The sequence below is a fragment of the Streptomyces sp. NPDC052225 genome (assembly GCF_040679615.1).
In the GTDB taxonomy this organism is placed as follows: domain Bacteria; phylum Actinomycetota; class Actinomycetes; order Streptomycetales; family Streptomycetaceae; genus Streptomyces.
Genome location: NZ_JBFAVD010000015.1, coordinates 55,013 through 75,431, shown reverse-complemented (window position 1 = coordinate 75,431; position 20,419 = coordinate 55,013). Strand labels below are relative to the sequence as shown.

General features: G+C 72.7%; 21 protein-coding genes. 16 read left to right on the top strand and 5 right to left on the bottom strand.

Going from position 1 to position 20,419, the window contains the following annotated elements; translation table 11 throughout:
• Positions 1–10: 10 nt before the first annotated feature.
• The 5 genes from AB0L37_RS22220 to AB0L37_RS22200 all read left to right on the top strand — a co-directional run bounded on the left by AB0L37_RS22220 (position 11) and on the right by AB0L37_RS22200 (position 4,006).
• Positions 11–1,339, top strand: coding sequence for a formimidoylglutamate deiminase (locus AB0L37_RS22220; RefSeq protein ID WP_365508286.1), 1,329 nt, complete (start codon positions 11–13; stop codon positions 1,337–1,339).
• An 86-nt stretch (positions 1,340–1,425) separates the two neighbouring features.
• On the top strand, positions 1,426–2,595 hold the full coding sequence (hutI, locus tag AB0L37_RS22215; protein ID WP_365507993.1) for an imidazolonepropionase: 1,170 nt from the start codon (positions 1,426–1,428) through the stop codon (positions 2,593–2,595).
• Between the two features lie 38 nt (positions 2,596–2,633).
• On the top strand, positions 2,634–2,843 hold the full coding sequence (locus AB0L37_RS22210) for a hypothetical protein (RefSeq protein WP_365507990.1): 210 nt from the start codon (positions 2,634–2,636) through the stop codon (positions 2,841–2,843).
• A 33-nt stretch (positions 2,844–2,876) separates the two neighbouring features.
• Positions 2,877–3,506, top strand: a complete 630-nt coding sequence (locus AB0L37_RS22205) for a class I SAM-dependent methyltransferase (protein ID WP_365507987.1) — start codon at positions 2,877–2,879, stop codon at positions 3,504–3,506.
• Positions 3,503–4,006, top strand: coding sequence for an NUDIX domain-containing protein (locus AB0L37_RS22200; RefSeq protein ID WP_365507984.1), 504 nt, complete (start codon positions 3,503–3,505; stop codon positions 4,004–4,006). The genes AB0L37_RS22205 and AB0L37_RS22200 overlap by 4 nt, the downstream gene beginning before the upstream one ends.
• On the opposite strand, the gene AB0L37_RS22195 is transcribed toward AB0L37_RS22200, so the two are convergent.
• The 3 genes from AB0L37_RS22195 to AB0L37_RS22185 are packed head-to-tail and all read right to left on the bottom strand — an operon-like array spanning position 3,986 to position 4,995.
• Positions 3,986–4,393, bottom strand: a complete 408-nt coding sequence (locus AB0L37_RS22195; protein ID WP_365507981.1) for a type II toxin-antitoxin system VapC family toxin — start codon at positions 4,391–4,393, stop codon at positions 3,986–3,988. The genes AB0L37_RS22200 and AB0L37_RS22195 overlap by 21 nt on opposite strands.
• Positions 4,390–4,686, bottom strand: coding sequence for a type II toxin-antitoxin system prevent-host-death family antitoxin (locus tag AB0L37_RS22190; protein WP_365507978.1), 297 nt, complete (start codon positions 4,684–4,686; stop codon positions 4,390–4,392). The genes AB0L37_RS22195 and AB0L37_RS22190 overlap by 4 nt, the downstream gene beginning before the upstream one ends.
• A 51-nt stretch (positions 4,687–4,737) precedes the next feature.
• Positions 4,738–4,995, bottom strand: coding sequence for an ATP-binding protein (locus tag AB0L37_RS22185; RefSeq protein WP_365507975.1), 258 nt, complete (start codon positions 4,993–4,995; stop codon positions 4,738–4,740).
• A gap of 34 nt (positions 4,996–5,029) precedes the next feature.
• Between AB0L37_RS22185 and AB0L37_RS22180 the strand changes: the two genes are divergently transcribed.
• Both AB0L37_RS22180 and AB0L37_RS22175 read left to right on the top strand, forming a co-directional pair.
• A complete protein-coding gene (locus AB0L37_RS22180; RefSeq protein ID WP_365507973.1) occupies positions 5,030–5,254 on the top strand; it encodes a DUF397 domain-containing protein in 225 nt (74 codons plus the stop codon).
• Positions 5,255–5,356: 102 nt separating this feature from the next.
• On the top strand, positions 5,357–6,235 hold the full coding sequence (locus AB0L37_RS22175) for a hypothetical protein (protein WP_365507970.1): 879 nt from the start codon (positions 5,357–5,359) through the stop codon (positions 6,233–6,235).
• A gap of 15 nt (positions 6,236–6,250) precedes the next feature.
• Here AB0L37_RS22175 and AB0L37_RS22170 read toward each other — a convergent pair whose 3' ends face one another.
• Positions 6,251–7,417 (bottom strand): peptidoglycan bridge formation glycyltransferase FemA/FemB family protein, encoded by a 1,167-nt coding sequence (locus AB0L37_RS22170; protein ID WP_365507968.1) that lies wholly within the window; start codon positions 7,415–7,417, stop codon positions 6,251–6,253.
• A gap of 128 nt (positions 7,418–7,545) precedes the next feature.
• Between AB0L37_RS22170 and AB0L37_RS22165 the strand changes: the two genes are divergently transcribed.
• A complete protein-coding gene (locus AB0L37_RS22165; RefSeq protein WP_365507965.1) occupies positions 7,546–8,364 on the top strand; it encodes a class I SAM-dependent methyltransferase in 819 nt (272 codons plus the stop codon).
• A 75-nt stretch (positions 8,365–8,439) separates the two neighbouring features.
• On the opposite strand, the gene AB0L37_RS22160 is transcribed toward AB0L37_RS22165, so the two are convergent.
• Positions 8,440–9,351: an RNA polymerase sigma factor SigF gene (locus AB0L37_RS22160; RefSeq protein WP_365507962.1), complete on the bottom strand. Its 912-nt coding sequence runs from the start codon at positions 9,349–9,351 to the stop codon at positions 8,440–8,442.
• A gap of 249 nt (positions 9,352–9,600) precedes the next feature.
• Between AB0L37_RS22160 and AB0L37_RS22155 the strand changes: the two genes are divergently transcribed.
• The 8 genes from AB0L37_RS22155 to AB0L37_RS22120 all read left to right on the top strand — a co-directional run bounded on the left by AB0L37_RS22155 (position 9,601) and on the right by AB0L37_RS22120 (position 20,367).
• Positions 9,601–9,972 (top strand): STAS domain-containing protein, encoded by a 372-nt coding sequence (locus AB0L37_RS22155; protein WP_365507959.1) that lies wholly within the window; start codon positions 9,601–9,603, stop codon positions 9,970–9,972.
• 282 nt (positions 9,973–10,254) lie between these two features.
• The gene (locus tag AB0L37_RS22150; RefSeq protein WP_365507956.1) at positions 10,255–10,734 is read left to right on the top strand and encodes an ATP-binding protein; all 480 of its coding nucleotides are present in this window, start codon (positions 10,255–10,257) and stop codon (positions 10,732–10,734) included.
• A gap of 144 nt (positions 10,735–10,878) precedes the next feature.
• Positions 10,879–11,592 carry an LPXTG cell wall anchor domain-containing protein gene (locus AB0L37_RS22145; protein WP_365507953.1) on the top strand — a complete coding sequence of 238 codons (714 nt, stop codon included), beginning with the start codon at positions 10,879–10,881 and terminating at the stop codon, positions 11,590–11,592.
• Between the two features lie 133 nt (positions 11,593–11,725).
• Positions 11,726–12,568 (top strand): hypothetical protein, encoded by an 843-nt coding sequence (locus tag AB0L37_RS22140; RefSeq protein ID WP_365507951.1) that lies wholly within the window; start codon positions 11,726–11,728, stop codon positions 12,566–12,568.
• On the top strand, positions 12,565–13,710 hold the full coding sequence (locus AB0L37_RS22135) for a hypothetical protein (protein ID WP_365507948.1): 1,146 nt from the start codon (positions 12,565–12,567) through the stop codon (positions 13,708–13,710). The genes AB0L37_RS22140 and AB0L37_RS22135 overlap by 4 nt, the downstream gene beginning before the upstream one ends.
• The gene (locus tag AB0L37_RS22130; protein ID WP_365507945.1) at positions 13,707–15,101 is read left to right on the top strand and encodes a hypothetical protein; all 1,395 of its coding nucleotides are present in this window, start codon (positions 13,707–13,709) and stop codon (positions 15,099–15,101) included. Before AB0L37_RS22135 ends, AB0L37_RS22130 begins: the two co-directional genes overlap by 4 nt.
• A gap of 118 nt (positions 15,102–15,219) precedes the next feature.
• Complete coding sequence (locus AB0L37_RS22125) at positions 15,220–15,531, top strand: trypco2 family protein (protein ID WP_365507943.1); 312 nt, start codon at positions 15,220–15,222, stop codon at positions 15,529–15,531.
• Between the two features lie 30 nt (positions 15,532–15,561).
• A complete protein-coding gene (locus tag AB0L37_RS22120) occupies positions 15,562–20,367 on the top strand; it encodes a trypsin-like peptidase domain-containing protein (protein ID WP_365507941.1) in 4,806 nt (1,601 codons plus the stop codon).
• Positions 20,368–20,419 lie beyond the last annotated feature (52 nt).

Genomic DNA, 20,419 nt, shown 5'->3' with positions numbered 1-20,419 from the left:
GTCTGAGCCGATGACGACGTACTGGCTGGAGCACGCCTGGCTCGACCCGACGGTGGAGCCGGGCGTGGTGGTCGAGGTGACGGGCGACCGCGTCACGTCCGTCCGCAAGGACGTCGAGACCCCGCCGCCGGGCGCCACGATCCTGCGCGGCCTGACCCTCCCCGGCCTCGCCAACGCCCACTCCCACGCCTTCCACCGCGCCCTGCGCTCGACCGTCCAGGTCGGCTCGGGCACCTTCTGGACGTGGCGCGAGGTGATGTACGGGGTCGCGGACCGCCTCACCCCGGACAGCTACCACGCGCTCGCGCGGGCGGTGTACGCGGAGATGGCGCTGGCCGGCATCACCGCGGTCGGCGAGTTCCACTACCTGCACCACCAGCCGGGCGGCACCCCGTACGCGGACCCCAACGCGATGGGGGAGGCGCTGATCGCGGCGGCGGACGAGGCGGGCATCCGCATCACGCTCCTCGACACGGCGTACCTGTCGTCGGGGTTCGGCAAGGCGCCGGACCGCCACCAGCAGCGCTTCTCCGACGGCACGGCGGACGCGTGGGCCGAGCGGGCGTCGCTGCTCAAGGAGCGCCCCGGGGTCCGGATCGGGGCGGCCGTCCACTCGGTGCGCGCGGTCCCGGCGGACCAGCTGTCCACGGTCGCCTCCTGGGCGTCGGACCGGCAGGCCCCCCTCCACGTACACCTCTCCGAACAGACGGCGGAGAACGACGCGTGCCAGGCCGCCCACGGCTGCACGCCGACCCAACTCCTGGCGGACGCGGGGGTGTTGGGCGTGCGCACGACCGGTGTTCACAACACGCACCTCACGGACGCCGACATCGCGCTGCTCGGCGGTTCGAGTACGGGCACCTGCATGTGCCCCACCACGGAACGCGACCTGGCGGACGGCATCGGCCCTGCGACGGCCCTCCAGAAGGCGGGCTCGCCCCTCTCCCTCGGCTCGGACAGCCACGCGGTCATCGACCTCTTCGAAGAGGCCCGCGCGATGGAACTGAACGAACGCCTGCGCTCGCGCACCCGCGGCCACTGGACGGCGGCGGCCCTGCTCCGCGCGGCCTCCGCCGACGGCCACGCGGCCCTCGGCTGGACCGACGCGGGCGTCCTGGAGTCGGGCGCCCTCGCCGACCTGGTCACGATCACCCTCGACTCGGTCCGCACCGCGGGCGCGCTGCCGCGCCTGGGGGCGGAGACGGCGGTGTTCGCGGCGACTGCGGCGGATGTCACGCACGTGGTCTCGGGCGGCCGGGTCGTCGTACGGGACGGGGAGCATGTGGGCGTCGGCGATGTGGCCGGGGCCCTACGGGACGCGATCGCGGCGCTGCACTGACCGTTCAGCCCCTCCGGCGCTTGAGGAGCGGGGCCCGGGGCGGAGCCCCGCGCCCTAAGGAAGTCTCAGGAAGAGGAACCATGCCGATGCCCACCACGGCCATCACCAACATCGCCACCCTGGTCACGAACAACCCGGAGACGGGCGAGGGCCCCCTCGGCCAGATCCACGACGCCGCACTCGTCATCGAGGGCGACAAGATCGCCTGGGTGGGCCCGACGGCGAAGGTCCCCGCGACGGACGAGCGCCACGACGCGGCGGGCCGGGCCGTGATCCCCGGCTTCGTCGACTCCCACTCCCACCTGGTCTTCGCAGGCGACCGCACGGCGGAGTTCAACGCCCGTATGGAAGGCCGCAGTTACTCGGCAGGCGGCATCCGCACCACGGTCGCGGCGACGCGCGCGGCAACGGAGGAGGCCCTCGAAGCGAACCTCACCCGCTACCTCTCCGAGGCCCTCCGCCAGGGCACGACGACCTTCGAGACGAAGTCCGGCTACGGCCTGACGACGGCCGACGAAGAGCGAGCCCTGCGCATCGCGTCGGCCCACACGGACGAGGTCACCTACCTCGGCGCGCACATCGTCTCGCCCGACTACGCGGACGACCCGGCGGCGTACGTGTCCCTGGTGACGGGCGAGATGCTGGACGCGTGCGCACCCCACGCCCGCTGGATCGACGTCTTCTGCGAGAAGGGCGCGTTCGACGGCGACCAGGCCCGCGCCATCCTCACTGCGGGCAAGGCGAAGGGCCTCCACCCCCGCATCCACGCGAACCAGCTCAGCTACGGCCCCGGAGTCCAACTGGCCGTGGAACTGGACGCCGCGTCGGCCGACCACTGCACCCACCTCACGGACGCGGACGTCGACGCACTGGCTCAGGGCGACACGGTGGCAACGCTGCTCCCCGGAGCGGAGTTCTCCACCCGAGCGGACTGGCCGAACGCCCGCCGTTTGATCGACGCCGGCGCGACGGTGGCCCTCTCCACGGACTGCAACCCGGGCTCGTCCTTCACGTCCTCCGTCCCCTTCTGCATCGCCCTCGCGGTACGGGACATGGGCATGACCCCCGACGAGGCCCTCTGGTCGGCGACAGCGGGCGGCGCGAAGGCGCTCCGCCGCACGGACGTGGGCCACCTGTCCCCGGGCGCGCGGGCGGACCTGGCACTCCTCGACGCCCCCAGCCACGTACATCTGGCGTACCGGCCGGGGGTCCCGCTGGTGTCGCAGGTCTGGCGGGCGGGGCAGCGGTCAGCCTGACCCAGCCCTCATAACCTGCCGTACCTGCCGTACCTGTCATGCTCAGCGGCATGATCCTCACCCTGTTGCTCGCGCTGCTGGTGGTCGCCGCGTTCGGGTTCGCGTGTTCCGTATGGGCGGCCCGCGGCGGCCCCCGCTGGACGCGGATCGCGTCGACCGTGACGGTCGGCGCGGCCAACGCGGTGTCCGCCACCGTCAAGTCGAACCGGAACTCCGGGAACCGGAACCAGGGCGACGACGGCGTCTGAGAGCCGGCCGCACCGCCCCGATAGAGTCCGGCCGTGGCGAATCACCAGGACGAGACCAGGGCGGCCTACGACGGGGTCGTCGAGTTGTACGCGTCGCTGTTCGCGGACCGGCTGGAGACGCAGCCGTTCTCCCGGTCCATGATCGGCACCTTCGCCGAACTGGTGCGGGCGACGGGCAACTCCCGCGCGGCGGACGTCGGTTGCGGCCCCGGACACCTGACGGCCATGCTGACCGAAATGGGCCTCGACGCCCACGGATTCGATCTCTCCCCGGGCATGATCGACCACGCCCGGCGAGCCCACCCTTCTCTGCGCTTCCAGGAGGCGCGGATGGAGTCCCTGCCGGTCGAGGACGGCGCGCTGGGCGGCGTGCTCTCCCACTACTCGATGATCCACACCCCGCCGGAGGACCTGCCGACGCTGCTCGCCGAGCAGGTACGCGTCCTGACGCCGGGCGGCCTGCTCCTGGTCTCCTTCTTCGGCACCGAGGAGCCGGAGCCGATCCGCTTCGACCACAAGGTGGCCCCCGCCTACAGCTGGCCGCCGGACCGCCTCGCCGCCCTCCTGACCGACGCCGGCCTGACCCCCTTCGCCCGCCTGCTCCACGACCCTGCCTCCGAACGCGGCTTCCTGGACGCCCACTTGATAGCCCGCCGCGCATGAGCGCCGAGTGCGTAGAGCGAGTCGACGACCACGACGAGGTGCTGTCCGTGGTCACCAGAGCCGACGCGATCCGCCACCACTGGCTGCACCGCATCGCCACGATCACCTGCCGCGACCCCCAGGGCCGCTACCTCGTCCACCGCCGCCCCGCCACGGCCTCCCGCTTCCCCGGCCACTACAACTGGATGCTCGGCGGCGCGGTAGAGGTCTCCGAGTCCTACGAACAGGCCGCGGCAAGGGAGTTGAAGGAAGAACTCGGCGTCGAGGCCGCCCCGCGCTTCATCTTCAAGTACCGCTGCGAGGGGGCGATCAGCCCGTACTGGCTGGCCCTGCACGAGGCCGTCGTGACGACCCCCCTCACCCCGGACCCGACAGAAATCGCCTGGCACGCCTGGCTGACACCCGCCGAACTCACGCACCTCGTCCAGCACGAGAACTTCGTCCCGGACGCACGCGAGGCCTTCCGGCGCTACCGGGAGTCAGGCGCCGGCGCCGGGTGACTCGACCGGCAGGCCGCGCTCGGTTGCGGCCGCCGCAAGCCGCTTGTCGTACGTGACGAACGCGGTCAGCGCGTGTTCCAGGTACTCCGCACTCGCCAGATGGATCGCGTCGAGGCTGCGCAGATGCTGTAGGGGGAACATCCCGGCGGCCCGCAGCACGGGGTCGGTGACGCGGATCCGCAGCAGTCTGCCGAGCAACTCCTCTGCCGCATCGCCCACTTCGGGGTCGGCCCCTACGCGTACGAGCGTGCGGAACACCTCGGTCTGCGAGAGCGCCGACGTCACATGCCCTTCCGTGGCGCGCGCCGACAGGAACGTGCGCAGGGCGTCCGTCTCGGCTTCCGGCAGGAGAAACTTCAGCAGTGCGCACGAGTCGAGGTAGATCACCGGTCCTCTTCCTCGCGGATCTGGAGCAGTACCTCAGAGAGCTTGGCGGGGGATCCGGGCCGGGCGGGCAGCGGCTGCCAGTCGCCGAGGCCGCGAGCCGATGCCGCGTTGTCGGGATCCACCGTTCCCGTGCGCACCAGGTCCTCCATGACGCGCTGCTCGGGATCGGGAGGGCCCAGGACCGCGATCAGGCGGCCGTTCCGGGTGATCTCGACCCGCTCGCCCGCCGCGACCCGGTCGATGAGTTCGCTGGCGTGCTGCTGGAGCTGCCGGATGGGCACGCGTGTGGTCATGGCCTCACGCTAGGAGCACCGTGCGGCGCTTTCCAGGATCGTGCGGCGTTTTCACCCGGCCGAGCGAGGCCCGGGCTCCGTCAGCAGCGCCCACACCAGCTTCCCGTCCCGCGTCGGCAGGACGCCCCACAGGTCGGCCGTCGCCGCGATGAGGAACATCCCGCGCCCGCACTCCGCCTCCCAGTCGGGCTCGGCGTGCGGCATCGGCAGCGCGGGGGAGCGGTCGGCCACGGACACCTGCACCGCGCCGTCCTCCGGCAGCGCACGCAGCCGCACCTCGCGCTCGGGGACAGCCACGTGCCGGTGCACGTTCGCCAGCCTGACCCCGGGTGACTCCGCGAAGTTGATCAAGCAGATTGCAGGGGAGCTATGCCCCAACCTCGCATGGTTCAAGCCCAGTTACAGCGGAGCTGAAGGCTGCGACTGCGTAGAGGTCGCCCACGCCTCCGCCATTCACATCCGCGACTCCAAGAACACCGACGGCCCCAACTCCGGCCCCACGCTGGCCATTTCGCCGGACAGCTGGACCGCATTCGTAAACTTCGCCGCCAACTCCGCGCTACAGTAACCGCGTCATCACGTTCCGTGCGCGAACACGGAGCGGCCCCCAGCGGTGCGCCAACACCGATCTGAGGGCCTTCACCGACGACTGGAATACAGGTCCATCGCGATGCTCAAGCATGCTATCCCGCCTGCCCGCTTCTTCTCTCAGATCCCGAACGAGATCATCAGGCATCCCCGCCTGAACGGCACGGCCGTGCGCCTCCTCAGCTGGGCGCTCTCCCTCCCGGAGGGCTCGCGGGAAACCGTCCAGTCCCTCGGCGAGAAGATGCCGGAAGGGCGTATCGCCGTACGCAAGGCCAGGCGGCAGCTGGAGGAGGAGGGGTACCTGCATACGCGGCGTACGCAGGACCCGGAGACGGGGCAGTGGACGACTCAAGTCCTGGTCTCCAACGTGCCGTTGACGTCACCTGAAGAGATCGCCGACGCGTTCGGCCCGGGTGACCGGAACCCGGCAGCCGGTGACGCGACGGGGCAGGCCGTCGGCTCATACCCCTTGGGCGAAACCCCCGAGGACAACACCCCCGACCCGGCCCCCGTCGAGCCGGACGCGGCGGAGCGCGCAGCGGCGGCGGACTTCCTGGTCCGGCTCGGTGACCGCGCCCCCGAACTCCGCCTCGCCGCCCGTGACATCGAGCACCTCGCACCTCTCGCCGTCCGCTGGCTGGCCGCCGGTGTCACCGAAGCCGATCTCCGCCAGGTCCTGACCGCAGACCTGCCCCGCCCGGTGCGCGCCCCCGCCGCCCTCGTCCGGTACCGCCTGGAGAACCGAACTCCCGCGCCGAGCAGGCGAGTCCAGGCGGTGCGCTCCCTCGGGGAGTGCGCCGAGTGCCGCGACCCGCTGCCGCGCGGTGCGGGCAGGGGTATCTGCCGACGCTGCGCCGGGCTGGAGTCCAGTAAGACCTCGGTGCCCGCCCCCGCCCGCACCATGCGGGAAGCGATCGACCTGGTGAGGGCCGCGCTGCGTCCCGTCGACGCGGGGGCCTGAGCGCGCCGCGGATCGTCACCGCCGCCCCAGATAAACCCCCACAGCCCGCTGTAGCGCCCGCCCCCGCGCCCCCACCGGGATCTCCCACTCCCCGAGGTACTCGACCGCCCTCCCGCCCGTGCCCGTCTTGAAGCGGAGGCGGCCCAGAAGGCGGTTCGGGTCGGTCAGGAGCGGGGTGATCGCGCGGAGGTCGTAGGTGGTCGCGCCGGACGCGTGGGCGTCGGTGAGCATGCGCCACAACAGGGCGTTGCTGGGGCGCAGTTCGCGGCCCTTGGGGGCGGACGCGGCGTAGGAGTGCCAGACGTGGGAGCCGACCGTGATCATCAGTGCGGCGGAGAGGGTCTCGCCGTCGTGTTCGGCGAGGTAGAGGCGCAGACGGTCGTCGTCCTGCGCGTTCAGGGCCTGCCACATGCGCTGGAAGTAGGCCAGGGGGCGGGCCTTGAAGCCGTCGCGGGCCGCTGTCGCCGCGTACAGGCGGTGGAAGTCGGGGAGGTCGGCGGGGGTGCCCCAGGTGACGCGGACGCCGGCCAGTTCGGAGGCGCGCAGGGACTGGGACCAGTGCAGGATCAGGCCGTCGCGGAGGTCCTGCGTCGAGCGGCCGGCCAGGGGGACGCGGCAGCCGTAGCGGGGCTGGCCGACCCCGAACCCGGTGTCGTCCCCGTCCGCGCACGGCTGCCATCCGAGCCGCCGCAGCCGCTCGGCGACCTCCAGGGCGGACCCGTCGAGCGCGTCGGCGGACATGCCGTGCAGATGCCGTACGCCGGGGTCGGCGATGCCCTCCGCGACCGTACGGGCCGACCATTCGCGGACGATGAGGGGCGGGCCCATGCGGAGCGAGAAGGCGCCCTGGTCAGCCACGTGCGCACGCAACGGGTCCAGCCAGCGTTCCAGGCGCGGGGACGTCCAGTCGATCGACGGCCCTTCGGGGACGTAGGCCAACGAGCGGCGGGTGCCCGGGAGTTGGCGGTAGAGGACGAGCGCCGCGGCCACCATCAACGGCTCCGCCGCACCCGGCCGCTCCTCGAACCAGCCCACGCTCCGCGCCGTCCAGTCGGGCTTCACCCCGGCCCACTCGGGGATCTGGAGGTGGCTCGCCTCGGGGTGCAGGGCGAGGTGGGCCAAGTGGGTCTCGCGGGATATCTCCCGCAGGACGAGAGGGGCGGAGGCGGACGGGCTGGTCATGGCGGGCAGGGCTCCTGTCTCGGCGGCGGCCACCCTAAGCCGCAGATCACGCCGCTGGTCAAGGGACCGGAGGTATTCCCCAGGTGTACGTTCGGCGCACGTGGACCCTGGCTGAGGAGACGGTGGACATGACGACGACAGCCGCACGCTTCGACGCGCACGAACGCCGCATGTGGGCCGGGCGCGCCGCCGCCTTCCGCCGCACCGCCGAGCGGCTGTGCGCCCACCCCGTGCCCGATCTGCTCGACGCGGCAGGGGTCGAAGCGGGCGTCGCACATCTGGACGTCGGCTCGGGGACGGGCAGTGTCGTCGAGGCGGCCGCGCTGAGAGGGGCGCACGTCACCGCCGTGGACGCCGAGCCGGACATGGTGGCGGCCACCCGGGCGCGGGTGCCCGAGGCCCGCACGGAGCCGGCCGTGCTGCCCCAACTCCCGTTCGGAGACGGGGTGTTCGACGCCGTCACCGCCAACTTCGTCCTGAATCATGTGGGGGACCCCGTCGCCGCACTGACCGAGATGCGGCGCGTCCTGCGGCCGGGCGGGCGGCTCGCCGTCACGCTCTGGCGCAACCCCAACGCCGCAGGTCAGACCCTGCTCGGCCGGGCCATGGGAGCGGCGGGAGCGGTGCGCCCCGACGGGATGCCGCGCCCCGGCGTGGACTTCGAGCGGACCGGTGACGGGGTCGCCGGACTGCTGCGCGAGGCCGGACTCGCCGGCGTGCGCGGCGACGAGATCGCCTGGGACCACCGGGCCGGGCTCGACGAGTGGTGGAACGGGTTCACGGGCGTGGGGGTGGGCAGCGTGGGGGTGCTGCTGAGTTCGCTGTCCGTCGAGGGGCGCGCTGATGCCCGTACGCACTACGAGCGTCTCGCCGCCGAACTGGCCCGCCCCGACGGGCTGTTGGCGCTTCCGCACGTCGCCGTCCTCGCGAGTGGAAGCCGCCCCTGAACCGCGCTACGCGTACGGGCCCGCCTCCCGGGGATCAGGGAGGCGGGCCCGTACGCGTACAAGGGGCGGGTCGGCTCACTCCTCGACCGTGAGCCCCTGTCGCAGTCGCACGAGGGTGCGCGACAGGAGCCGCGACACGTGCATCTGCGAGATTCCCAGCTCGTCGCCGATCTCCGACTGCGTCATGTTCGCCACGAAGCGCAGTGACAGGATCTTGCGGTCGCGCGGCGGGAGCTCGGCGATCAGCGGCTTGAGGGACTCGACGTACTCGATGCCCTCCAGGCCGTGGTCCTCGTAGCCGATGCGGTCGGCCAGGGCACCTTCGGAGTCGTCCTCCTCCGGCTGGGCGTCCAGGGACGAGGCGGTGTACGCGTTCGACGCCGCCATGCCCTCCACGACCTCGTCGTTCGTGATGCCCAGGCGCTCGGCGAGCTCGCCCACCGTGGGGGCGCGGTCGAGCTGCTGGGCGAGCTCGTCGCCCGCCTTGGCAAGGTCGAGACGGAGCTCCTGCAGGCGGCGCGGAACGCGCACCGACCAGGACGTGTCGCGGAAGAATCGCTTGATCTCGCCGACGATGGTCGGCATCGCGAAGGTGGGGAACTCGACGCCGCGGCTCAGTTCGAACCGGTCGATCGCCTTGATCAGGCCGATGGTGCCGACCTGGATGATGTCCTCCATCGGTTCGCTGCGGGAGCGGAACCGGGAGGCCGCGAACTTCACCAGGGCGAGATTGAGCTCGACCAGGGTGTTGCGGACGTAGGAGTACTCGTGGGTGCCTTCCTCGAGCGACTCGAGGCGCTCGAAGAGGGTCTTGGAAAGGGCTCGCGCGTCGAGCGGTCCGACCTCGTCGAACGGAGGGATCTCCGGAAGGCCTTCGAGGCCCTCGAGAGTGTCGGACGCATTCTCGGGTACGTCGTCGACAGGGGGTTCCGGGGGGAGAGTCGACGACGCCTGGTCAGTACGCGATTCGTCGAGCCGGGGTGACATGTGTCCTCCATCGTTCTCGGCATATGGCTGCCGATGCCGATACGTGCACTGCGGTGTGCGGCGCCTCCAAAGCCGGTCGTGTCGAATGCTGTCCTTACTAGGCCTACCCGCTTTCCTCACCGGGCCGCAAGTGCGGTCTGGTGGTAAATGTCCGATTTCTAGAGGTTGTTCGGGTACCGGGGGGCGTGGAGAAGGCGTAGTGTTCGAGGGCGTCAATCGGCACGTCGAAGGCAGCGAGAGAGAGACGTCATGGACCGCGGGACAGTCGGCAGCGCGCATCTGGGCCGGCTTCTGGTCGAGGTGCGACACGAGGGCTCCAGTGCCGTCGTGACCCCGGCCGGTGAGTTGGATCACCACACCGCCGATCTCTTGCGCGAACCCCTCGATGAATGCCTTGCGGACGGCCTGTCCCGCCTGGTCATCGACTGTTCGCGGCTCGAGTTCTGCGACTCCACCGGGCTGAACGTCCTGCTGGGCGCCCGCCTCAAGGCCGAGGCCGCCGGCGGCGGGGTCCACCTGGCGGGAATGCTTCCCGTGGTGGCCCGGGTCTTCGAGATCACCGGCGCCGAGGCCGTCTTCACGGTGCATGACTCTCTGGAAGCGGCGCTCGCCACCGAGTGACCAGGTGGCCCCGCGATCACGCAGCGTAGAAGTTACGCTCCAGTTGTCACCGCGTGATCGAGGCGTTACCAGCGTCACAGGCGCCGGACGGAATTCGTGGGTGTTCCCGCCGTCCGCCCGGGCAGGAGACACCCGACCACCCCTGTGGCCCGCATCACGACCGGGCGGCCACGACGACCATGACGACCATGACGACCGCGACGACCGCGACGACCGCGACCATCGCGACACGAACCACGACATCCTGAAGCTGAATTGGTGAATCGGTGAGGTGAAGTGCTGATGAGCACCACCCGGCCTTACTCGCCGGGCGACCACGGCCCCGAGCCCGGCGATCCGCCGGCTGCCACGGGCCGTCAGGTCCGCAGGCTGAGCCTCGACGGGGCGAGCGGCATCGTGCCGCTCGCCCGCGACTTCACCCGCGACGCGCTCCATGCCTGGGGCTGGCTGCCCGCGGCGACCGCGGACCGGCGTGCCGCGGCCGAGGATGTCCTGCTGGTCGTCTCCGAGCTGGTCACCAACGCCTGCCTGCACGCGGAGGGTCCCGACGAGCTGATCGTCTCCCTCGACAACAAGGTGCTGCGCCTGGAGGTCGCCGACCGCGGCGCCGGACAGCCCGCGCCGCGCACCCCGCACCGGGCGGGGCGCCCGGGCGGCCATGGCATGTTCATCGTCCAACGCCTCTGTCTGGACTGGGGAGTTGTGCGCACGCCGGGTGTCACGGGCAAGACCGTGTGGGCGGAGCTGGGCGCTCCCGCCTGAGCCGTTCTGTGTGTGTTTCGTGCGCGTCGGATCGTCTTCGATCCGGCGCGCACTTTGTCTTCCCTCGGCAAGGTCCCGGGCGTACCTTGAGCCACCCGCATCTGATGAACCGTCAGTAACCGTCGGCTCGAAGGGATTCTCGAGGTGTCGTACCGGACGTACCAGAAACGAACCGCCGCGTTCGCGCTCAGCGCGGCCCTGGCCGGCTCGGCGGTGCTGATGGCCGCCCCCAGCGCTTCGGCCACGGTGCAGGACGTCAACTACCAGTGCAAGACGCCGATCGGCAACAAGGGCGCCGTCTCCCCGATCGACATGAAGTCGGTCAGGAGCGGCAGCGGATACAAGATCACGATGTCCTTCCAGAAGGGCGTCTCGTCCAGCCCCGTCGAGCTCGGCAAGGGTGCGATGAGCCCCAGCGCCGTGATCCAGCTGGGCGGCGCGGAGAGCGGCACGCTGCCGGTGTCCGGGCCGCCGAACGCCGAGGCGATCCCCGCCAACACCCCCATCAAGATCAGTGACTTGAGCGGGACGTACACGCCGAAGAAGAGCGGGCACGTGACGTTCACCGCCGGTGTCCTCACCATCAAGGCGCTCGGTACGACGACGACGTGCACGCCGTCGAACAAGCCGAAGCCGTCCCTGGAGCTGGATGTGAAGGGGGCCGGAGGTTCCGGGGGCTCCGCGGGTTCCGGGTCCACGGGAGGCTCGCAGTCGGCGCCTTCCGGTGGGGGTGAGCTGCCGCAGACCGGGCCCGAGGACTCGGCGATCGCGCTGGGGACGCTGGGCGGCACGGTGCTGCTGGCCGGTGCGGCCGGCACCCTGTGGCTCACCCGTCGCCGTCAGGGTTCGCCCCGCTGAGGGGCGCGGGGAACTGCGCGGGCAACCAGAGATGACGCTGCACCCGCCGACGAAGGATCAGCCCCTACGGCGCGCGGGCCACGGGGCTCCGCCCCGGACCCCGCTGCTCGATCGCCGCAGGGGCTTGAACGGCTTGATCGGAGCCGCGCTGCTCGTGGCGTGCTGCGCAGCCCCCGCCGCGGCGGACCGCGCCACCTGGTCGATCACGCCCTCCGCCGGCGGCTCCGCGCGCCCGTACATCTACGCGGAGGGCACCCCCGGCACCACCCTGGAGGACAAGGTGGCCGTCACCAATCCGACCGCCGAGCCCCTGCGGGTGGCGCTGCGCGGCGCCGACGCCGACAACCGGGCCGACGGCGCGCTCGGCGTGCGGGCCAAGGCGCGGGACACCGGTGCCTGGATCACGTTCGCCGAGAAGTCCGTGAAGGTACCGGCCCGCACCCGCGCCGAGATCCCGTTCACGGTGACCGTCCCGGCGGGCGCGACACCCGGCGACCACCCGGGCGCGATCGTGGCGAGCGCCGGGGGACGGCAGGCCGGGGTCAGCGTGCACCTGCGGGTGAGCGGGCCCACCCTGTCGGCGCTCACCGTGGAGCACGTACAGGTCGGCGGGGACGCGATCACGTACGACGTCGTGAACCGCGGCAACACGACGCTCAGCCCGCGCCTCACCGTCCGGGCCGACGGCGTCTTCGGCTCCGTGCTCGACCGGCCCGCGCGCACGCTGCCGGTGGAACTGCTGCCGGGGCGCCGGGCCAGTCTCACCGAACCCTGGGGGGACGCGCCGGCGCTCGACGCCGTCGACGTGAAGGTGACGGTCACGGCGGGCGGCGGCGCGGCGGACTCGGCGACGGCGAGCGCCCGGTTCGTGCCGTGGGGAGCGCTCGCGGGGGCCCTCGCCGTGCTCGCGGGGGCGGGCGCCGCTCTCACCATCCACGTACGCCGACGCAGGCAAGGACAAGGGAGTACGCCATGAACCGCCGCAGCGCCCGCGCCCCGCGGCTGCTGACCGTCCTCGTCCTCGCGGCGGCCCTGCTCGCGGGCACCGCGCCGTGGGCCGCAGCCGCCGACAAGCCGACCGTCACCCTCTCCAAGTCCCAGGCGGGGACCGGGGGTTCGATCACCGTGAAGGGCGCGGACTGGCGGCCGAAGGCGCTGCTGATGCTGCTGATCTGCGGGCAGTCGAGCCCGCAGCGCGGTGTCATCGGCGGCACCAACTCCTGCGCCAACGCCGACGGGCTCGCCGTCACCACCGACGCCCACGGCACGTTCCGCAAGAAACTGCCCGTCGCCGAGCCGCCGAAGGCGTGCCCGTGCGTCGTCCACGTGGCGACGGTGATGGGGGAGAAGGCGGCCGTGGACGCCGCGTTCACCGTCGCCGGGCACCCGGTGAAACCGCTGCCCGCCGCGTCCGGCAACGGACGCCTCGCCATGGTCACCGACACCCGGCTCGACGGCTCCAGCGGCCTGCTCACCTGGTTCGGCGCCCCGCCCGCGCGCACCTTCACGTTCACCGTGGGCAACGTCGGCTCGACCCCGGTCAAGAACCCGGTCTTCCACGTGGGCACCTCCCACGGGGTGTTCGCGCCCGAGTGGGAGGAACAGCAGTGGCGCGGCACGATCGCGCCCGGCCGCAAGGCGCAGATCAAGCTGCCCGTGGAGCTGACGGCGGGCGCGAGCGGCAGCTATCTCGTCTCCCTCAAGTACGAGGGCAAGGTCCTCGCCGAACAGCCGTGGGGCGTGGGCCGGCCCTGGGGTGTGACGCTGTTCTGGATCCTGCTCTGCGTCGTCGTGCCGGCCGCAGTCTTCCGGATCGGCATGGCGGTCGTCGACCGGCTGCGCCCGCGCGACCGGTACGCGACCGGACGCCACCGCGGCAGCCAGCGCCTCGCCGAACTCACCGTGCGGCTCCCGAAGTTGACGTTCACGCAGCGGCCGCGCGACCCCGATCCGGGTCCGGCGCCGAGCGGCCCGCCGTCGGGACGCACGAACGGCGACACCGGCGCCTCCACGACCACCCTGCCCTGGTTCACCCCGGACACCGGTCCGGGCGGACCCGCGGCCGGACAGCTCTCCGCACCGCCCGACAACAGTCAGACGACGAAAGGACATTCGTGAGCACGCAACGGAGGGCCGGTGCGGCCGGTTGTGCCCTGATCCTGTCCGGCGCGGGGCTGTGGCTCGCCGCGGCGCCGGTGCACGCGGCCGAGTCCAGCTTCAAGACGGAGTGCATCCCGCCCTCCATCTCGGGGCTGCCCCCGGTCGAGGGAACCACCGTGGCCGACATCACCGCCCCGGCGACCGCGAAGGTCGGCGACGAGATCGACGTGGTCTGGAAGACGACCCAGGCCGCGTCGAAGAACCCGGACGTCCTCGACCTCGCCGCCGACACCGTCCAGCCGTCCGGCACCGTGAAGGTGGGCGGCGCCCAGACCGGTGACCTCAAGGTGCAGGGGCCCCGCAAGAACCCGGCGATCAAGAAGAACAGCCCGATGGTCCTGTCCGACATGACGGGCAAGCTGAAACTGACCAAGGCCGGGGACGTGACGCTGACCCCGGACGCGTACACCATCAACGTCAGCAAGCCGGTCTCCACCGACACCAAGTGCACGCCGAAGGAGACGGTCAAGCCGGCGGTGACCATCAAGGTCACGGACGGCGGAGGCGGGTCGTCGTCGACGGGCGGCTCCACGACCTCGACGGGCGGCTCCACGACCTCGACGGGCGGTACGACGTCCGGCGGTGGGACGACGTCCGGCGGCGGGTCGAGCAGTACGAGTACGGGCGGCACCGCCGGCGGATCAAGCACGACCGGCGGTGGCGGAGGCGGCCAGAGCGACTTCACCGGCAAGGAGGTCGAGATCCCGTACGCCTGCAAGACCCCCATCGGCGACAAGAACGCGACGTCCCCGGTGCAGATCAACGCCAAGAAGGACGGCGGGAACTACGCCCTGACGGTCAAGTTCAAGAAGTCGGTGATGGACAGCCCCGCCGACATCCCGGCCGACTCGGTCAAGCCGTCGATGGCGGTCCAGCTCGGCGGCGCCGACAAGGGCACCGTCGCCGTCGAGGGCCCGACCAACAAGGAGCCGATCAAGTCCGGCGACCCGATGACCATCCCCGACCTGACCGGCACCTACAAGCCGGGCGCCGACGGCAAGTCGACGCTGTCGCCGGGCGTCCTCACGGTGAAGGCGCTGGGCACCACGACGACGTGCACCCCGACCAAGACGGCGGTCTCCCTGGAGATCGACACCACGGCGGTGGAGGGCGGCGCGACCGGCTCGGGTTCGGGCTCCGGCTCCGGCTCCGGCTCCGGCTCCGCGGGAGGCTCGGCAAGCGGATCGGCAGGGGGCGGTGACGCCACCGGCGGCGGCCTCGCCGAGACCGGCGCCTCGAACGACGGCGCCCTGCGCGCCCTCGGCCTCGTGGCCGGCACGGTGATCCTGCTCGGCGGGGCGGTGTTCACGTTCCTGCCGCGGGCACGGCGGGCCGCCCTCAGGAGGTAGTGGTCGTACGAAGGTCAGGGCGCGGGGTGCGAGGGGCGGCGCGGGCCGTTCCTCGCACCCCGCGCCGGTCCCGCCGGTTCTCAAGTTCCTTGCAGGTGAAGGCAGTTATGATGTGCGGATGCAGATCGGACTCGCCGACGCCCTCAAGGCGCTCCGCGGTGAACTCGCCGAGGCGGCGCTGGCCGCGGACGGCGATCCCGTACGACTCCTGGTCGAGTCGGTCGACCTCGAACTCCAGGTGGCCGTGACCGACACCGCGGAGGCGGGCGGCGGCGTGAAGTTCTGGGTGGTCTCCGCCGACGGCAAGATCTCCGGCTCCACGGCCGTCACGCACACCGTGAAACTGCAGCTCGCCGCCGAGAGCGCGAGCGGCGACCGGGTGCGCACCGGCTCGGGACGCGACGGCCGCACGCCGGTGGCGGACGACTGACCCGGCCCGGACGGGGACGGACGGCGAGCGATGGGCGAAACCCTCGACCGCGCGGTGCAGATCCGGGGTCTGCGCCCGGACGGGCAGGTCTACTTCGAGGGCTCGGGCTTCCTCCTCGCCGGTGAGCTGGTGCTCACGGCCGCGCACGTCGTCGCGGACCCGGACATCCGCTACGAGGCGGTCCGGCGCCTCGCCGACGACACCGTCGTACGGGCCGCCGTGGTCGCCGTCGTGCCGCACGCCGACCGTGACCTTGCGCTGCTCCGGCTGGCCGAACCCGTCGGCCGGCCCTCACCGCCCCCGGTTCCCCTCGCTCAACTCCCGTACGGCTGGGGCCAGATCGAGGTGCACACGGTCGGCTACCCCGGTTTCACCGAGGAGCGGGCGCGGCCGCGCAGCCATCAGGCCGACGGCACCATCCAGCTCGCCTCGGACCGGGTGGGGCACCAGTTCCAGATCGCCGTCCACAGCAGCGACCCGCTGCCCGCGGGCCCCGGCGCCTCGCCGTGGCAGGGGTTCTCGGGCGCCGGGGTGCTCACCAAGGCCGAGGGGCTGCTCGCCGGAGTCGTCACGAGCCACCGCCCCGCCGAGGGCGGCCGGACGCTGACGGCGACGGATCTGGCCGGGCTCGACGACCCGGCGTTCCTGCGGGCGCTGGCCGACGGCGGGGTCGGCGTCGCCGGGGCCTGGCTGCCCGGTCCCGTGCGCAAGCTCCTCGCCCGGCAGCGGGTCGACCTGGACGACCTGCCCCTGCGCTCCCGCGAGGACCGGCGCACCCGCCGGCTGACCGCCGTCTACATCCGGCAGGTCCTCAGCCGCTCCGCCCCGGACGCCGACCCGCCGCCGGACGCCGACCAACAGGGCCTCGCCGATGATGAGTTGACGCAGGCCGCCGTGCTCAACGAGAAGATCAATGAGCAGATCAAGGAGAAGTTCAAGGAACAGCTCAAGGAACAGCTCAAGGAGCAGCTCAAGGAGCAGCTCAAAGAACAGCTCAGGGGGCAGGAGGCGGCAGGCCCTCCGCGCCAACTCCGCGAAGTTCTCGACGAGTTGCTGAGCACATCGGAACCCGGCGCCGGCGGCCACCTGATCGTCGAGGCGGGCCCCGGCGCGGGCAAGTCGACACTCCTGTACAGCTGCGCCCTCGACTACGGCCGAGACGTCGAGAACGCGGCCGGGCCCCTGGGGCAGGTGATTCCCCTGTGGACCACTGCCTCCCAACTCGCGGGCGACGGACACTCGTTGGTGAGCGCCGTCGCGGCGGCCGCCGGACTCGACACCGGTGACGGGACGCTGCCCGCCCTGCCGCAGGGCGCGCGCTGGCTGCTGCTCGTCGACGCCCTCGACGAGGTGCCGTACGACCAGCGCAGCCGCCTCATCCACCGGCTCGCCGACGGCGCGGGCGACCCCTCGCTGTGCATCCTGCTGACCACACGCCCCGACCAGGACGCCCGCTCCGAACTCGGCAGGGCGGGCTTTCGCCACTACGCCCTCGACCCCTTCGACCGGCCCCGCCTGGAGCAGTTCGTCCGCACCTGGTTCGAGGACTCGGGCCGCCCCGGCCTCGCCGTGGAGTTCCTGCGGCAGATGGACGACACCGACCTCGGGGAGCTGCTGCGCAACCCGCTCCTGGCCACCGTCACCGCCATCGTCCACGGCAACGCCCCCGACCGCCCGCTGCCCGACAGCCGCTGGGCGCTGTACGAGCAGTACCGGGCGCACCTCCTGGAGGCCAAGCGCGACCAGGCCGAACGCCTGTGGCAGGAACTGGAGGCGCGGGCCGGCCGGGACCCGCGCGGACGTGCGGCCGTGGCGTACCTCCAGCGGCACCTGACGACGCTGCTCTCCCACCTCGCCTACGCACAGGCCGTGGAGGAGACCGACGACCTGGCCGCCGCCGCGGACCGCTGGTGGCAGCGGACCGCCGTCGACGACCAGGGCCGCCTCTTCGGCGCGGCGCCGCCGCTGGAAGGCTTCGCGCGGGCGATCGCCGACGCGCTCCTCGTCACCGGACTCCTGGTGCGGCGCGGACGCCGACTCCAGTTCCTGCACACGACGTTCGCCGAGCACCTGGCGGCCGAGCGCCTCGTGGAGCAGTGGCCGGACACCTTCGACCCGGAGCGCCTTGAATGGCGTACGGCACTGCTCACCGCGACCGGAGTCACCGGCTCGCCCCTGACGCACCTGTACCGCATCGCCCTCGTCCACTACGGGCACCGCCGCGCCGAAGGCGGCCGGCTGGTCCTCGACTGGCTCCAACAGGGCACGCACGCCGACCAGTTGCTCGCCGGCGAACTCCTCGGGGCACGCTGCCCGGCGGACGAGCGGCACTACCGCAAGCTGATGGAGGTGGCGCTCTCGCGGCGCAGCGAGGACGTCGAGCCGCTGATCCGGCAGCTCGGCACCGTCCGCTACGACCTGGTGAAGGACCAGATGCGCCGGATCACGGACGACCTGCGGTCCCCGTACTGGAGCACGGGCCTGCTCGCGCTCGCGGCGCACGAGCCGGGGGCGGCGGCGGAACTCCTCGAACGGGTCGCGGCCGATCCGGACGCGGCGCCGGGGCAGCTGTACCGGGCGGCGACGGGCCTCGAAGAGGCGCACCCCGGGCACCGGGAGGCGATCACCACGGCGCTGCGGGCGGTGGCGCTGCATCCCCGGACCGAATCCTTCGACCGGGAGGCGGCGGCCGACGCCCTCGCGGAGGCGGGCGGCGAGCACACCGCGGCGGCCGCGTGGGCGTACCGGGAACTGGCCCGCAGCGGAGCGCCGTTCGAGCAGATCCGCCATGCCGAGGCGCTGGTGCGGCTCGGCGGTCCCCACGTCGCCGCGGCGGCGGCCGTGCTGCGTGCCGCACTCACCGGCGACGGCGCCGGGTGGATGTACCTGGGGAACGTGGCCCGCGCCCTGGCCGAGCTGGGAGCCCCGTACGACGAACAGGCCGCCGAAGCGCTGCTGGCGCTCATCGGCGACCCGGACCAGGACTCGATCACCGTCCGGCATGCCGTCGAGGCGTTGATGGAGCTCGGGGACAGCCACCGGGGCCGCGCCGCGGACCAGCTGCGGGCGGCTGTCGAGGCACGGAAGACCTTCGACTTCGACCGGGAGGCCGCGGCGCGCCTGCTGTCGTGGCTGGGCCCGCTCCACGAGACGCGCGTGGCCGAGGTGTGGCGGCGCGTCCTCCACGACGAGGGCGCCGCCCCCACCGCCCGGATCACGGCGGCCCTCGGCCTGTCGGGTCTGGGCGCGCTGACGCCGGAGACCCAGGACTTCCTGCGCCGGCTCACGGACCGACCCGGGTTCCCGCGCAGACAGCGCTCCCGGGCCCGGCATCTCCTGGGCGGCGCTGTCCCGTTCGAGCTCCGGCCCGAGCGCGACGAGGCGGCGATGCTGGGGGAGGTCCTGCGCGACGCGGCCTTCCTGCGCTCGGGCCGTGCCGCCCGCAGGCTCCGGCGGAGGGCCCGCAAGGACCCGGTCAGGGCCGTCATCGCCGCCCTGGGGGACCGGGACGCCGACCAGTACGACGTGAGGAACCTGCTCTCCCGTCTGCACCGGACCACGGGATCGACGGACTACGTCGTGCGGGCGATCACGGAGGTGCTCGGCGCACCCGACGCCGGATCGCAGGCCTTCCGCGAGAACGCGCTGCGGGCCCTCCTCCGCCTGGAGCCGGACGACTTGCCCACCATCCCTGACGCCCCGGAGCTGCTGCGCGCCCTGCTGCTCGACCCGGATTCCGGGGTCGGCAAGGCCGGCGTGACGGCGCTCCAGCGGCTGGACGCGGCGGGGCAGGAGTCGGCGCTGGCCGGCCTGCGCCGGCTCCTGCGCGCCGAGGACGCCGGGCAGCTGGAACGCAGACACGCGGCGGACACCCTGCGCTTCCTGGGCGCGGCCGAGACCGCGGTGGCCGAGCTGCGCGCGACCGCGGCGGCCGACGCGGAACCCGCCGAGCGGATGTGCGCCGCACGCGGGCTGCTCGCACTCGACAGCAGGCACGTCCCCATGGACGTGGCCGTCCTGCGCCTCGTGGCGGCGGACGAGAACACGGGCCCCGACGAGCGCGTCCTGACCTGTCAGATCCTGGTGGGCCTCGACCGGAGCCTGCTGCCCGAGGCCGCCGCCGAGCTGAAGCGCGTCGTGCTGAGCGCCCCCGCGGCCTACGGCGCCGCGGACAAGGCCGCCACGGCACTCGCCGACTTCGGCGGCCCCTACGTCGACCAGGCGGCACAGGCCGTACGCGAAGTGGCGGCGCGCCGGTCCACCTACGTCGGGGAGGTCCCGGCCCTTGCCGGGCTCCTGGCCCAGTGGGGCCCGGCCCACACCCGCGCGGCGACGGACCTGCTGTGCCGTCGCGTCCTGTCCCGCCGGTCCGCGCGGGCGCAGTGGGCAGGGGCCGTGCCGCTGGTGGCCGACCTGGGCAGCCCGCACACCGACGAGGCCGCGGCGGCCCTGCGCAAGGCGGTCGCGGTCCGCTGGGCCGGCGATGCCGCACGGCGCGAGGCGGCCAGGCTGCTGCTCACCCTGGGCCATGTCCGCCCCGCCGCCGAGATCCTGTGCGGGGTCGTCACCCGCTGGGGCACGGCGGAGTGCGCGGCGGCCCTCAGCGACCTCGGCGAGGAGTACGCGGACAGGGCCCTGGAGGCCTACCGCGCGGGAGCCGGGAAGGGGGGCCGGTACCGACGGGGACGGCACGCCCTGGCGATGGCCGACTTCCTCATCGCCCGCGGCGGCCCGCACCGCACCGAGGCGGCGGCCGTCCTGCGCGGACTTCTCGACGGGTCGAGGGTCGACCCCGCCCATCGCCGTGAGGCAGAGGACAAGCTCCGCGCTCTCTGACAACCAGAAGACCCCGCCGCACCGAAGTGCGACGGGGTCCTTCAGGGCGCAG

Excerpts from the sequence above, each read along its gene's own strand:
- AB0L37_RS22190 (WP_365507978.1), bottom strand. The coding sequence starts at position 4,686 with ATGACCACACGCGTGCCCATCCGGCAGCTCCAGCAGCACGCCAGCGAA.
- AB0L37_RS22170 (WP_365507968.1), bottom strand. The coding sequence starts at position 7,417 with ATGACCAGCCCGTCCGCCTCCGCCCCTCTCGTCCTGCGGGAGATATCC.
- AB0L37_RS22200 (WP_365507984.1), top strand. The coding sequence starts at position 3,503 with ATGAGCGCCGAGTGCGTAGAGCGAGTCGACGACCACGACGAGGTGCTG.
- AB0L37_RS22160 (WP_365507962.1), bottom strand. The coding sequence starts at position 9,351 with ATGTCACCCCGGCTCGACGAATCGCGTACTGACCAGGCGTCGTCGACT.
- AB0L37_RS22135 (WP_365507948.1), top strand. The coding sequence starts at position 12,565 with ATGAACCGCCGCAGCGCCCGCGCCCCGCGGCTGCTGACCGTCCTCGTC.
- AB0L37_RS22150 (WP_365507956.1), top strand. The coding sequence starts at position 10,255 with ATGAGCACCACCCGGCCTTACTCGCCGGGCGACCACGGCCCCGAGCCC.
- AB0L37_RS22210 (WP_365507990.1), top strand. The coding sequence starts at position 2,634 with ATGCTCAGCGGCATGATCCTCACCCTGTTGCTCGCGCTGCTGGTGGTC.
- AB0L37_RS22125 (WP_365507943.1), top strand. The coding sequence starts at position 15,220 with ATGCAGATCGGACTCGCCGACGCCCTCAAGGCGCTCCGCGGTGAACTC.
- hutI (WP_365507993.1), top strand. The coding sequence starts at position 1,426 with ATGCCCACCACGGCCATCACCAACATCGCCACCCTGGTCACGAACAAC.
- AB0L37_RS22155 (WP_365507959.1), top strand. The coding sequence starts at position 9,601 with ATGGACCGCGGGACAGTCGGCAGCGCGCATCTGGGCCGGCTTCTGGTC.
- AB0L37_RS22175 (WP_365507970.1), top strand. The coding sequence starts at position 5,357 with ATGCTCAAGCATGCTATCCCGCCTGCCCGCTTCTTCTCTCAGATCCCG.
- AB0L37_RS22120 (WP_365507941.1), top strand. The coding sequence starts at position 15,562 with ATGGGCGAAACCCTCGACCGCGCGGTGCAGATCCGGGGTCTGCGCCCG.
- AB0L37_RS22165 (WP_365507965.1), top strand. The coding sequence starts at position 7,546 with ATGACGACGACAGCCGCACGCTTCGACGCGCACGAACGCCGCATGTGG.
- AB0L37_RS22220 (WP_365508286.1), top strand. The coding sequence starts at position 11 with ATGACGACGTACTGGCTGGAGCACGCCTGGCTCGACCCGACGGTGGAG.